Origin of the sequence: Streptomyces sp. AK010 (genome assembly GCF_014207295.1) — a bacterium.
Classification (GTDB): Bacteria; Actinomycetota; Actinomycetes; order Streptomycetales; family Streptomycetaceae; genus Streptomyces; species Streptomyces massasporeus.
In genome coordinates, this window is record NZ_JACHCX010000003.1 from 465,321 (window position 1) to 478,779 (window position 13,459).

The 13,459-nt window shown below is 72.9% G+C and carries 12 protein-coding genes; all 12 read left to right on the forward strand.

The genetic code is table 11. From position 1 onward, the window contains the following. The first annotated feature begins 54 nt into the window (after positions 1-54). The 12 genes from HDC93_RS08340 (at position 55) to HDC93_RS08400 (ending at position 13,106) form a co-directional block, all read left to right on the forward strand. Positions 55-1,089 carry a ScbA/BarX family gamma-butyrolactone biosynthesis protein gene (locus HDC93_RS08340; protein WP_260419468.1) on the forward strand — a complete coding sequence of 345 codons (1,035 nt, stop codon included), beginning with the start codon at positions 55-57 and terminating at the stop codon, positions 1,087-1,089. After that, positions 1,083-2,213, forward strand: coding sequence for an oxidoreductase (locus HDC93_RS08345; RefSeq protein ID WP_185008672.1), 1,131 nt, complete (start codon positions 1,083-1,085; stop codon positions 2,211-2,213). The genes HDC93_RS08340 and HDC93_RS08345 overlap by 7 nt, the downstream gene beginning before the upstream one ends. Next, positions 2,210-2,947 carry an HAD family phosphatase gene (locus HDC93_RS08350; RefSeq protein ID WP_185008674.1) on the forward strand — a complete coding sequence of 246 codons (738 nt, stop codon included), beginning with the start codon at positions 2,210-2,212 and terminating at the stop codon, positions 2,945-2,947. Before HDC93_RS08345 ends, HDC93_RS08350 begins: the two co-directional genes overlap by 4 nt. A 148-nt stretch (positions 2,948-3,095) precedes the next feature. Next, positions 3,096-3,707 (forward strand): TetR/AcrR family transcriptional regulator, encoded by a 612-nt coding sequence (locus tag HDC93_RS08355; protein ID WP_185008676.1) that lies wholly within the window; start codon positions 3,096-3,098, stop codon positions 3,705-3,707. Between the two features lie 144 nt (positions 3,708-3,851). Further along, positions 3,852-4,880, forward strand: coding sequence for a LysR family transcriptional regulator (locus tag HDC93_RS08360; RefSeq protein ID WP_185008678.1), 1,029 nt, complete (start codon positions 3,852-3,854; stop codon positions 4,878-4,880). Between the two features lie 314 nt (positions 4,881-5,194). Further along, positions 5,195-6,175, forward strand: coding sequence for a nitronate monooxygenase family protein (locus HDC93_RS08365; protein ID WP_221516361.1), 981 nt, complete (start codon positions 5,195-5,197; stop codon positions 6,173-6,175). Between the two features lie 111 nt (positions 6,176-6,286). Further along, positions 6,287-6,877 (forward strand): YciI family protein, encoded by a 591-nt coding sequence (locus HDC93_RS39255; RefSeq protein WP_185008680.1) that lies wholly within the window; start codon positions 6,287-6,289, stop codon positions 6,875-6,877. A gap of 38 nt (positions 6,878-6,915) precedes the next feature. Then, a complete protein-coding gene (locus HDC93_RS08375) occupies positions 6,916-8,352 on the forward strand; it encodes an FAD-binding protein (RefSeq protein WP_185008682.1) in 1,437 nt (478 codons plus the stop codon). 27 nt (positions 8,353-8,379) lie between these two features. Further along, complete coding sequence (locus HDC93_RS08380; protein WP_185008684.1) at positions 8,380-9,312, forward strand: 3-hydroxy-3-methylglutaryl-CoA lyase; 933 nt, start codon at positions 8,380-8,382, stop codon at positions 9,310-9,312. A 17-nt stretch (positions 9,313-9,329) separates the two neighbouring features. Beyond that, positions 9,330-10,448, forward strand: coding sequence for an alpha/beta fold hydrolase (locus HDC93_RS08385; RefSeq protein WP_185008686.1), 1,119 nt, complete (start codon positions 9,330-9,332; stop codon positions 10,446-10,448). Beyond that, entirely contained in the window at positions 10,445-12,256 is a 1,812-nt protein-coding gene (locus HDC93_RS37760; protein WP_221516362.1) for an isocitrate/isopropylmalate family dehydrogenase, read from the forward strand. Before HDC93_RS08385 ends, HDC93_RS37760 begins: the two co-directional genes overlap by 4 nt. Continuing rightward, a complete protein-coding gene (locus HDC93_RS08400) occupies positions 12,249-13,106 on the forward strand; it encodes a DUF6282 family protein (RefSeq protein ID WP_185008688.1) in 858 nt (285 codons plus the stop codon). Before HDC93_RS37760 ends, HDC93_RS08400 begins: the two co-directional genes overlap by 8 nt. Positions 13,107-13,459 lie beyond the last annotated feature (353 nt).

The window sequence follows — 13,459 nt, forward strand, 5'->3', positions numbered from 1 at the left end:
ACGGGACCCTAGCGGGCTCACCCCTGCTTCCGCGACCCGAAAGGGAACAGAACCTTGCACTGCGTACCGTCCCCCGCCGCGCCGCCGGACCTCCACACCCCGGGACCTCCCGGTGGCGCGCTCCGCTACGACCGCCCCGTAGCCCGCGAATCCGTGCACAAGTCCGCCCCCACGGAAGTGCTCCTGACCGACGCCCGGCACCTGGGCGAGGACCGGTTCGCGGTCGCCGCCCGGTTACCCCGGGAGCAGTTCATCACCGCCGACCGCCCCGACGAGGGGGCCCTGGACCCCGTACTACTGGCCGAGGCGGCTCGGCAGGCGGCGATCCATCTCTCCCACCGCTTCCACGACATCCCCCTCGGGCACCCCTTCGTCCTCGGTGAGGTCGCCGTAGAACTCGACGAGCCGCTGCCGCCCTCGGCCGGCGCGACGCTTCAGGCGCGCTGCCGGCGTACGACCGGGAACCCCCGCCGCGCCCGCCTGGAACTGGACGCGACGGTGTGGGCGGCGGGCCGGGCAGCAGGCCGGGCGCGAGTCCTCTGGGAGGCCATGGAGCCACGCCGGTACGCGGTCCTCCGCAAGCGCGGCGCCGCCCAGCCACCCGTGGTGTCCGGACCGGCCCACGCCGCTGCCGCCGGGGCCACCCCGCTGCCACCGGCCCGGGTCGGTCTGCGGCGCGACCGCGACGTCCTCCTCGCCTCCGACCCGGAGCGCTCCGGCCGGTGGTGGCTGCGGCTGGACCCAGGCCACCCCGTCCTCTTCGACCACCCGTCGGACCACATACCGGGCATGGCCCTCGCGGAGGCATTCCGCCAAGCGGCCGGCGTCGCGGCCACCCAGGGCACCGTCGGCCCGGCCCGGGTGCGGGACATCGGTGAGCTCACCGTCGCCTACGACTCGTTCGGCGAGCCGGACCTGCCGGTTGCCATCACCCTGGAGCCCCGCGGGGCAGGAACCCGGGAGCCGCACGACGCGCACGCCCGCTTCGTCCATCTGACCGCCACGCAGGGCGACCGCACGATCGCCCGGGCCCGCATCCGGTGCGGGACGCCCGGCCGTGCCCACCGCCGTACGGGGGCCGCATGCTGATCGACGACCCGGAGCGCGCCGCCCGGCACGCACCCTTGCGTGACCTGTCGGCCCTGACTCGGACCGCCCGCCGGGACGCCCCGGTGGCAGAGACGCGGCGTGCCCTCACGGCCGATGCCGTCGACGCGTTGACCCGCGCGGGCTTTCCGCGTCACTTCGTGCCCGGCCGGTTCGGCGGAGAAGCGGGGGAGTTCGTCCCGCTGGTGGCCGGCGTGGCGGACGCGGGGGAGGCCTGTGCCGCCACGGCGTGGTGCGCCGCGCTGTTCGCCGCGCACGGCCGGCTGGCCGCCTATCTCCCGCCCGAGGGGCAGCGCGAGGTGTGGGCGGACGGCCCGGACGTGCGGATCGCCGCCGCAGTGGTACCGCCCCAGGGCGCGGCGGCGGCGGTCGACGGCGGATGGCGCCTCGACGGGGCCTGGCGGCCTGCCAGCGGGGTCGACCACGCGGACTGGATCCTGCTGGCCTCCTGGACGGACGGCGAGGAGGGGCGTGAACACCGGATCTTCGCCGTCCCCCGTGCGCAGGTGACCGTGGAGGACACCTGGCACTCCTCGGGCCTGCGGGGCACCGGCAGCAACACGGTGCGGTGCGAGGGGGTCGTCGTTCCGCGGCACCGGACGTACACGCTCGCCGCACTCCTGCGGAGCCGGCCGGGCGCGGCCCGTTGCCACACCGTGCCGTACCCCATGGTCGCGGCGCTGATGTTCGCCGCTCCGCTGCTCGGAGCCGCCCGGGGGGCCCTGCGCGTCTGGACGGGCGAACGGCTCGCCGCCGAGCGGTCCCACCCGGCGACCCATACCGTGCTGACCCTGGCATCTGCGCGGATCCACGCCGCCGGTCTGCTCCTGGCCGGCGCGGCCGAGCGCGCCGACCGGGGCGAGATCACCGCGCTCGCCGTCGCGGAGAACCGCAGGGACGCCACCGCCGCGGCCACACTGTGCCGGGAGGCGGTCGACGCGCTGTTCCACGCCTCCGGCCTGCGCGCCCAGTCCCCGGACAGTGCCGTGCAACGCGCCTGGCGGGACGCCACGGCCATCGCGGCCCACGCCGCCCTCGACCCGGACGCCGCGGCCCGGGCCTACGCGGAAGCGGCGCTGTCCCCGGCGGGAGGTGACGGGTCATGACCCGGGCGGCAGCCGTCCCGGTCGCCTTCTTCGACGTCGACGAGACCCTCGTCGCCACGAAGAGCCTGCTCGACTTCTGGGAATTCTGGGTGACACGGCAGGGCGGCCCGGCGGGCACGGGCGGGCGGCCGTGCGACCCGCAGCGGCAAGCAGCGCAGCCGGCACCGCCCGCGCCCCCGTCCACGGCGGCGGCCGGCCCACCCGACCGCTCCCGGCTCAACCGCGACTACTACCGCCGCTACACGGGCACGCCCCTTTCGCTCCTCCAGGCCGCCGCACGCGACTGGTACGCCCTTCACCGCCGCGGCGAGCGCGCCTTCGTCACCGCCGGACTGCACGCCCTCGCCCGGCACCGCGCCCTCGGGCACGAGATCGTCCTGGTCTCCGGCTCCCTGCGCTCCGTCGTGGACGCCGTCGCCGCGGACCTCGGCGCCACCGCCGTACGGTGCGCCGAACAGGCCGTCACCGATGACGGGCTGCTGACCGGCGAGATCGACCGGCCGATGATCGGGCGGGCCAAGGCCGACGCCGTCGAGGCCCACCTCGCGGAGCGCGGCGCCCGCGCCGGTGACTGCCATGCGTACGGCGACCACGACAGCGACCTGCCCATGCTCCGCTCCGTCGGCCACCCGGTCGTGATCGGCGGCGTCCCCGCCCTGCGGCACGAGGCCGCCCGGCTCGGCTGGACGACCCTCCCCGGGGACACCGGACCACACCCCGGGAAGACGTCGTGACAACCGGTCGACCGCCCTGTTCCGCCGCAGGCCAACGGCAGGATCCGGCCCTGGTGAGCCCCTGATGTACGGCCGACTTTCGCCTCCTCGGAGGAATCCTTCTCAGGGGTATGTTTGTGCTCTCGATCAAGACCGGAGGGCACCCCGCATGGCCAAACAGGAAAGGGCGCTGCGCACACGTGAGAAGGTGCTGGACGCCGCGGCCGAGGAGTTCGCCGCGCAGGGATACGCCAAGGCCACGCTGAACGACGTGGCGAGGCGGACGGGGATGACCAAGGGGGCCCTCTACGGGCACTTCCCCTCCAAGGAGATCCTCGCCGCGACCCTGCTCGCCCAGTCCCGTGTGGCGTGGGAGGAGATGCGCCGTGCCCGGGACGTGCCGGGCGCCGCGGCCCGTGCCGTGCTGGAGGAACTGGTCCTGGAGCTTGCCCAGCGCCTGCGCTCGGACATCCGCCTCAGGGCGGCCCTCCGGCTCGCCAGCGACCTGCCCTGCCTGGCCCGCGCGGCCCCGGACCTCTTCGACGACGTGCGGCGTCATCTGGTCGGGCTCGTCCACAGGGCGCAGCAGGAGGATGGCATGGCCCCCTATCCGCCGGACCTGGTCGCGGAGCTGCTGCTGACCTCCCTGCACGGCACTCTCCACGCCTCGCACTGTGACGACCGGTACGGCAGCGCCCCCACCAGGGAGGCGGTGTGGCGTCTGCTGCTCGACGCGCTCGCCGGCGATCACGGGGGCGGCCGGGACATGGCCGGGCGATGAGGATGTCGTTTCGGACACGTAAAAAATACCATCCCGAAGGTTTTTTCTGTCATGATGATGCTGTCCCGGTCCGCCGGGCCGCCCGCCGCCCGGTCGCAGGCCGGTCCGCGGTCGCGGTCGCCATGAAGTGACGGAGGGAAGCAGATGAGTGTGCTGGATGAAAGGATCGGTCCGTTCCCACTCGGGCAGGCAGCCTTCGGTGCGGCCCCCGAGGAGTCGCACCAGGAGGAGATTCAGCGCGCTGTCAACCATGCCGAACATGTCGACGACTTCGATATGCGACACCTTCGGTATTTCTTGGCGGTGGTCCGCTCCGGCACTGTCTCCGCAGCCGCCAAAGAATTGCGTATATCGCAACCCAGTCTGAGTCAGCAGATCAAACGGCTGGAGCAGCGAATAGGAGCCGCGCTATTCGTTCGCAGCTCCCGCGGTGTCGAACTGACAGCGGGCGGCCGGGCCTTTCTCCGGGAGATCCAGAGCATCCCCGGTCAGCTCCGGTCGGCCATCGCGGCCGCCGCTCCCACCCCCGCGCTCTGGTCCGTCGGCGTGTGCGGAGGCGTGCCGGCGGAGGTTCTCGCGGAAGTGCAGAACGGCCTCGCCGGGCAGGGCGCACACCACGTCAGGGGCAGATCCGGGCCGCACCTGCGCATGCGCTCGGTGGGCGCGGCGGAGCAGCCCGAGCTGCTGGAGCACGGCGAGATCGTGTTCGGGATCATGCGGCTGCCGGTGACCACGCCCCACCTCGCCCGCGCCGTCGTCTGGGACGAGCCGCTCGGCGTCGTCCTGCCCGCCGCGCACCCCCTGGCCGCACAACCGAGTCTGACCTGGGAAGACCTCTCCACGCAGCGCCTCCTCTGGTACGACGAGGGATGTGCGCCCGGGTATGCCGACGCCGTGCCTGCGCAGCTGACGGCGCTGGGCTGGAAGGCCGTGCTGCATCCCGTCGACCAGGACCAGCAGGCTCTGTTCGTGCACGCCCTGCAGACCACCCGCGATCTGGTGGCCCTGCGCCCCAGAGTGGCCGTGACGGACGATCCGCAGCTCGTCTGGCGGCCGTTGCCCACCGCCTCCGCGCCCCGTGAACGGCTGGCCGTGACCGCCCTGGCCGGCAGCCGCGCGGCCCGGTACCTGGGTCGGGTGGCCGCTCGGTGCGGATGGCCCTACCGCGCCTGATCTCCCTTTTCGGCCCCATCCGACGGCCGGCCCGGAACTTCTCGTTCCGGGCCGGCCGTTCTTTGTTTCTCCGGAGGAAGTGGAAACGGGAGCCTACTCCGAGGTCACCTTGACGGAGGGCCGCATTCCGTCATAGGCGGAGCGTTATGGCTACTACGCGGTTTAGGTCTTGGACAGGTGAGATTCGCCGAACCTAGTCTCCTGCATGTGACGCGAATCCGGTTCGGTCACACGGTAATTTCCGATCGATTTCCCAATGACATCGGATTCATTCCTGATCCATTCGGCCGCGGCCGGGAAAACAGGGGAGAAGCGTGATCTCCACCAAGCTGACGGAACTGCTCGGCATCGACCACCCCGTCATCAGCGCCCCCATGGGGTCCGTGTCCGGAGGACGGCTCACCACCGCCGTCACCCGAGCCGGCGGGCTGGGCCTCGTCGGTGTCAGCTACGGCGACCCCGCCTTCATCGACGAACACGTGAGGCAGGCCGCGCAGGCCGGTGGCGTCTGGGGCGTCGGCTGCGTGATGTTCACCTTCGACGAGCGCCCGGGCCTGTGGGACAAGGTGCTCGGCTACGCGCCGCCGGTCGTCGCCCTGTCGTTCGGCGACCCGGACCAGGTGCGCCGGTACGTCACGTCCGCCGCCGAAAGCGGTGCCCACGTCGTGGTGCAGGTGCACGATCCCGAGCAGGCGGCCGTGGCCCTGCAGGCCGGGGCCTCCGTGCTGGTGGCGCAGGGCGCCGAGGCCGGCGGCCACCACAAGACACAGGCGACACTGCCACTGATCCCGGCCGTGCTCGACATCACCCAGGGCGTGGTGCCCGTGGTCGCCGCGGGCGGATTCGCGGACGGGCGGGGCCTGGCCGCCGCCCTCGCGCTCGGCGCCGACGGCGTCATGATGGGCACCCGCTTCGCCGTCACCGAGGAGTCGCTGGGCACGCCCGGCTTCAAGTCCTCGCTGGTTTCCGGGGCCACGGCGGACCTCGTCGACACCAGGGCCTTCGACGTCGTGCGCGGCATCCCGTGGGACGAGGTCTACCAGGCGCGCTCGGTGAGCAACGACTTCACCCGCACCTGGACCGGCCGCGATGCCGAACTCCGGTCCCGGCGCGCCGAGATCGAGCCCGAGTGGGCCGCGGCCGTCGCCCGCGACGACACGAGCCGACGGGCGCTGTTCGCCGGTGAGGTCCTCGACCTGGTCCACGACATCCGGCCGGCGGGGAGCGTCGTGCGCGAGACGGTCGCCGAGGCCGAGTCCATCCTGCGCGGCCTCGCCGGGCGCATCACGCCCTGACCCCTCCTCCGGCCGGGCCTCAGCCCCCGGACCCGACCCCACCCGAATCGCCCTGAACGGCCCCGTCCTCGACCGCCGGACGGGTCGTCCTTCCTCACACCGGAGAAACCCGTGATCCACGTCCTCACTCTCACCTACCTCCAGCCCCGCGAGACGGTCACCGCGCACCTGCCCGAGCACAAGGCCTGGCTGCGGGACCACTCCGACCGGGGGCGGATCCTGCTGAGCGGGCCGCGGCCCGACGGCGGTGCCGTCATCGTCACCGCCGACCTCGACGAGGCCACCGTGCGGGAGCTCATCGAGAGCGACCCGTGGCACCAGCTCGGCATCGCCTCGTACGACCGGGTCGCTTTCGAGGGGAAGAACGCCAGCCCCGGTGTCGTCACCGCAGCCGTCCCGGACGACAGCGTCCTGCTCATCAACGTCGCCACCACCGAGGACGCGCCCGCCACGGTCGACGCCCTCGCCGGTGCCGTCGAGCACGTCGCCGCCACCGCCGACGGATTCCGCGGCTCCCGCCTGCTCACCAGCGTCGACGGCGACGCGGTGATCAACCTCGCGGCCTGGACCGACGAGAAGCGGTTCAACGCCATCTTCGACGACCCCGGCTTCACCAGCCGCTACCAGGAGTTCGCGAAGACCGTGACCGGCGCCAAGTACCGCCTCTACCGCACCAGCCGGGTCATCAGCCCCAACCGCTGAACCCCGCCGCCCGGCACGCACGACCTCAAGGAGCAACCATGACCGTCCCGTCCACGCCCGCACCGTACGACCTCGTCGTCGTCGGGTTCGGCGCCGCCGGCCTGTCGGCCGCCCTGTCCTTCGCCGAGGCCACCGAAGGGCGCGAGACGCCCTCCCGGATCGCGATACTCGAACGGTCCACCGAGGACGAACGTGGCGGCGCCACCCGCTGGACCGGTGCCTTTCTCCGCGTCGACGAGCAGCGGCGGCTCGACACCGACTGGGCCGAGCACGTCGGCCGCGTCTCCGGCGGCCTCGCCGACGTCGAGTACTGCCGCACGGTGGAGCGCGAGTCCCAGCAGACCCTCGCCTTCGTGGAGAAGCACGGCGTCGAGATCGACTACGCCGACTTCCCGCTGCCGCACACCTTCGACGGCGGTACCCCCTCCATGACCCCGCCGGCCAGCCCCCGCGGCGGCGGCGCCTCCATCGTCGAACACCTGGGCGCGGCCCTGGAGAACGACCCCCGCGTCGACATCCACTACGAGACGGAGGCGCTGCGCCTGACCACCGCCGAGGACGGTGCCGTCGACGGCGTCGTGGTGCGCGGCCCCGACGGCCGCACCCGGCGGCTGACCGGCCGCGCGGTGGTCCTGGCCTGCGGCGGCTTCCAGGGCAACACCGAGATGCTCACCCGCTACGTCGGCGATCGCGCCTGCGACCTGCCGCTGATCGCGCCGGGCATCGCCAACAACCGCGGTGACGCCCTGCGCATGGCACTGGAGCTCGGCGGCGACACGGCCGGCCAGTTCGACGGCATCCACGCCGAACCGGTCGACCGCCGCACCAGCAAGGCCGACGCGGTGCTGTACGGCTTCAGCTGCGGCATCTTCGTCAACGGCCGTATGCAGCGGTTCTTCGACGAGGGCCGCGACACCTGGGACAACACCTTCGAGCACGTCGGCTACGAGATCTGGCGCAACCAGGACCAGGAGGCGTACTGGATCGCCGACGCCAAGACCCTCGCCATCCCGGGCATCATGAACTCGCTGCTCAGCGACGTACCGCCGGAGCAGGCGGACACCCTGGAGGAACTCGCCGACAAGCTCGGCATCGACGCCGAGGGACTGGCGAAGACCGTCGCCGAGTTCAACGCGGGTGTCGGCGAAGGGGAGTTCGACCCGACCCGTCTCGACGGCAAGAGCACCGTCGGCCTCACCCCGCCCAAGTCCAACTGGGCCACTCCCCTGGACACCGCGCCGTTCATCGGCGTCCCGGTGACCGCCGCGATCTGTTTCACCTACGGCGGCGTCCGCACCGACCTCGACGCCCGCGTCGTCACCCCGTCCGGCACGGCCATCCCCGGCCTGTACGCCGCCGGTGAGGCCACCGGCCTCTTCTACAAGGCCTACCCGCCGGCCACGTCCGTGTTGCGCTCGCTGATCTTCGGACGGCTCGCCGCGCACCACGCGGTCCAGGCCCGGCAGTCCGCCTGACACACCCTCACATCAGCTGGAGGACCCATGAGTATGGTCAACATCGATGTCACCCTCCGCGACGGAGGTTATCGCAACGGCTTCGACTTCCCGCTCGGCTACGCCCTGAAGCACGCGAAGCTGAGCGTCGAGGCCGGGTTCGACTGGGTCGAGATCGCCTACCGCAAGGGCTCGCTCGTCCCGATGCCCGGCCTGGGGCTCACCGGCCGGGGTGATGACGACTACATCGCCGCGATGGCCCGTGAGGTCGGCCCCCGGCACGTCGCGATGATCCTGCACCCGAAGAACATCACCCGCGACGACCTGCCCGCCATGTACCAGGCCGGGGCGCGGCTCGTCCGTATCATCCTGCCGGCCAAGGGCTACGAGCCCGGCCTGGACTACATCCGCCAGGCCCGGGACATCGGCTTCACGGTGGGCGTCAACTTCGCCCGGATCAGCCAGTGGCCGGGCCGCGACGTGATCGAGGTGGCGGCCGCCGCGACCGACGCGGGTGCCGAGTTCGTCTACCTCGCCGACTCCAACGGCAGCCTGTCGCCGGTGGACACCGCCCACCTGACCGCCCTGACCAGGTCGGTCACCGGGGGCCCGGTCGGGCTGCACGCCCACAACAACCTGGGGCTCGCCCTGTCCAACGCCATCAGCGCCGAGGCCGCCGGCGCGACCTGGATGGACTCCTCGATCCAGGGCATGGGCAAGGGCCCGGGCAACCTCATCGCCGAGCAGTGGCTGGCGCACCTGGACCGCACGGACCCGGAGGCCGCCGCGCGCCTCAACCTGGAGCCCGTGCTGGAGCTGGCGGACCTGCTCCTCGCGAACGTCCCCGAGGGCTCGCCCTCGCTGCCGCTGCCGGATCTGGTGCTGGGCCGGTACGACCTGCCGGTGGAGCACCGCAAGGAACTGGTGGGCCGGCACGGCGAGGTGCTCGCCACCGCGCGCACCCTCGCGGGCGCCCGGTGACCCACACCGGAACTGCTGTGCCGACGGCGGTCCACCCACCCCGGACCGCCGCCGGCCCGGCGCACGCCCACGCCCTGGTCCTCGCCCCCGTCACACCGGCCTGGGACGAGGGAGCGTTCTTCGCCCCGGTCATCGACACGCTGACGGCGGCGGGGGCCGGGCTCCGGGTGACGGTGGTCGACACGCTTTCCCTATGGGACGAGCGCGTACGCACCCTGGACGATCTCGTCGCCCGCTGGCGCGCCCTGCTCCCCGCCTTCGGCCGCATCGACCTGCTGTGCGGGAACGCCCTGGGAGGAGCCGTGGCCCAGGGACTCCTCCCGTACGTCGCCCCCGGCACGGCGGCCCTCCTCGTCTCGGGCCCGGCCCGCTCGGACGCAACTCTGGAACACCGCCTCACCGAAATCGCCGACCTGGCGGCCATGGGTCACACGGACGCGTCCCTCGCGCTGCTGCACAAGAGGGTCCAGCCGGACGGCACACCTGCGTCCATCGGCCCGGACCCGACGGCGACCGTCGCGCGGACTTCCGCCGAGGGCGGTGCCGCGTGCCGGGCCGACGGCGCGGCGGGCGACCTCGGTCGCCTCGTGTCTGCCGGTGCCGCCCCGGCAGCCCCCGGCGACACCCCCGCCGCGCGGACGGGAGGCGCCGCCGACGGGGCGGGCGGTGATCTACCGGCGGGAGCCGGTACCGCCGTCGGCCGGGCGGGCGGTGATCGCCCCGTGGAGAGCCACGACGGGCGGGCGGCGGCCGACGGTGCGGTCGACGGCCTTGGACGCCTCGCGCGTGCCGATGCCACCCCGGCAGCCCCCGGCCGTCTCGTGCGAGGCGGCACCGGCCTGGCCGTCCCCGCCGACATCCCGCCCCCTGCCCACCAGACTCCGGCCCAGCGGCTCGACGGGGGGCTCCGGCTGCTGTGCGGTATCGATCTGACCGCGGCCGTCGAGGCGCACCCCGGCCCCCTGCTGCACCTCGTCGGAGGGCGCTCGCAGCTTGTCACGCGGCACCACACCGCCGCCGGACCGCACCATCGGGTGCATGTCGTCGCCGCGGCCGGCATGCGCCCCCACACCGATCAGCCCGCAAAGGTGTCCGCCCTCATCGGCGCCTTCCTGCGGGAGAAGGGACTGACATGAAGCCGAGCCCGAAGAAGAGCGTCGCCGTCCTCCCGGGCGACGGCATCGGCCCGGAGGTCGTCTCCGCCGCGCTCGACACCGTCGAAAAGCTGGACCTGCCCCTGGAGTTCCGGTTCGGAGACATCGGCTGGGACTGCTGGCGCGAGGAGGGCGACCCCGTCCCGCAGCGCACCTGGAAGCTGCTCGAGGAGACCGACACCTGCCTCCTGGGTGCCATCACCAGCAAGCCCGTGCGGGAGACGGAGGCCGAACTGGCCCCGTCCCTGCGCGGCACCGGCCTCCAGTACGTCTCCCCGGTCCTCCAACTCCGCCAGCGCCTCGGCCTGTACGCCAACATCCGTCCGGTCAGCGACCTGGACGGCGGCCGGTTCGACTTCACCGTCATCCGCGAGAACACGGAGGGCCTGTACGCCGGCATCGACGTCCACGGCCTCGACGAGCCGCTCTGGAACGCCGTACGACACCACCCGAACGCGGCGGCATCGGGCCCGCAGGACACCAGCCTCACCCTGAGGCTGCAGACCCGCCACGGCATCGACCGGCTGCTCCGCTTCGGCTTCGCCCACGCCGAGGCCCACGGCAAGCGCCTGCTCACGGTCGCGGACAAGCCGATGGTCCTGCGCAACAGCGGCAACCTGCTGCGCGAGCGCCTCGAACTGATCGCCCAGGAGCACCCGGACATCGAGACGGAGATCCTCAACGTCGACGCCGTCGCCCTGTGGATGGTCCGCAGGCCGGAACGGTTCGGCGTCCTGGTCGCCGAGAACATGTTCGGCGACATCCTCTCCGACCTCGGCGCCGGTGTCATGGGCGGACTCGGTCTCGCCCCGAGCGGCAACGTCGGCGACCACGGCAGCTACTTCGAGCCGGTGCACGGCAGCGCCCCCGGCATGGTGGGCAAGGACAGGGCCAACCCCATGGCGATGCTCCTCACGATCGCCCAGATGCTCGGCCACCTCGGCCTCGACGTGCCGGGCGAGGAACTGAGCAACGCCGTACGCACCGTCGCCCGAGCCCGCAGAACAGTGACGTACGACCTGGGCGGCACGTCGGGGACCAGGGAGGTGGCGCGTGCCGTCGCCGGCCGGCTGGAGGAGGGAGCAGCCATCTCGGCGGAGAGCACCCCCGTCCCCCGGGACGTCGTCGACCGGCTCGCCCGTCTCGACACCGCCTCCGTCTCCGACGCCCTGGACAGCCTCGGCATCGGTGGTGTGCTGGTGGGCCTGAGCGCCCGGGTGCCCGGAGCCCGTACGGCCGGCCTGGCGTACACCGTCACCTACCGGCCGGTCGACGGCGAAGGTCAGGGCTTCCGGAACGCGGCGAACTATCTGGACGACGTACCCGAGGGCGCCTTCGTCGTGGTCGACAACGCGGGCAGCACGGACTGCACCAACTGGGGTTCGCTGCTCACCTCCGTGGCCCGCAGCCGCGGTGTGCGCGGCACCGCGGTGCACGGCTCGGCCCGTGACATCGCCGAGATCCGGGCCGCCGGATACCCCCTGTTCAGCACCGGGGCCACGATGGTCAGCGGCAAGAACCGCGTCGAACTCGCCGCGACCGGACGGGAGATCACCGTCGGTGACGTGACCGTACGCCCCGGCGATGTCGTGGTCGCCGACGACAACGGCGTACTCGTCGTGCCGGCGGCGCACGCCGCCGAGGTCGCGGGCCGTGCCGAGCGCGTCGAGCGGACCGAGACGGCGATCGCCGAGGCCGTGGACACCGGACTGCGGCTGGACCAGGCCCGCAAGAGGTTCGGCTACGCGAGGCCGTGGGAGGGCCCGGCGCGGCAGACCGCCGATGCGTGACCTCGCGCGCCGGGTGGTCGACGTCCACTACCACGCGGGCCCCGACCTGTACCGGCGCCGTCTCACCACCGGCGGCGCCGGCCGTGCCTACGCCGGGATCGACGGCTGGGTGGTGATCAAGAGCCATCTGGGCTGCACCGCGGCGAGCGCGTGGGAGGCTCGTCAGGAGGGGCTGCCCGTCTCCGGCACCGTCGTCCTCAACGACCTCGCCGGAGGCGTGCACCCCCGGGTGGTGGAACAGGCCGTCTACACCCACGGCCAGGACAGCCCCGCCCGGCTGGTCGTGCACCTGCCCACCCTCGTCGGTCCGGCCCATCCCTCCCGGCTGCAGCGGCAGGCCTTCCACCCGCTGCTGGACACCGAACGGTGGCGCGGCGAGCGGGTCCTGGACGACACCGGACGGCTCCGCCGGCCCGTGCGCGAGGTGCTCCGGGCGGCCCGGGACCTCCCGGTCGTCCTGGCGACGGGCCACTGCGACCGGGAGGAGACCCTGCGCGTGGTCGACGAGGCGGCCCGGCTGGACCTGCCCCGGTTGCTGTTGACCCACGCCACGCATCCGATGACCGGCCTCACGCCCGCCGACCTCACCCGACTCGCCGATGTGCCGGGGGTGTACGTCGAGATCACCGCCCTGACGCTGCTCCTCGGACACCGTGACGCCCGGCATCTGGGAGATGTCGTACGCGCCCACCCCCGGGTGGTGTTCAGCTCCGATCTCGGGCAGCCGGACCAGCCGGACCCCACCGAATGGCTGTCGCTCAGCGCGAGCTGGTTCGAACAGGCACGGCTGACGCCCCACCAGGTCCGTGCCGTCACCGCACTCAACCCGGCAGCGCTGCTGGCGCCCTGACCGCCGTACCAGGAAGGCTCATGACTGACGTCCCTCGCCCCCTCGGCATGCCCCGCCGTGCGCTCCTGCGCGGTGCGGCGGCCACGGCCGCGTACGCCGCGGCCTCTAAGGGGTCCTTTCACTATGCCCGTCCGATCAGGGCGCGTGGTCTGGTGCCGTGCGTCGCAAGGCGCCGGGAAGCCCTCGTAGCGGAGCTACTAGGGCTTTTCGGCAACGCGGCGAGGTGCGGTGCCAGACCGCGCGACCCGGACGGGCATAGTGAAAGGACCCCTAAGAGCGCCCACGCGGCCACGGGCCACCCCGCCTCCACCGGCCCCGGCGCGCTGAACGACCAGTCGGCGGTCCGTACCTTC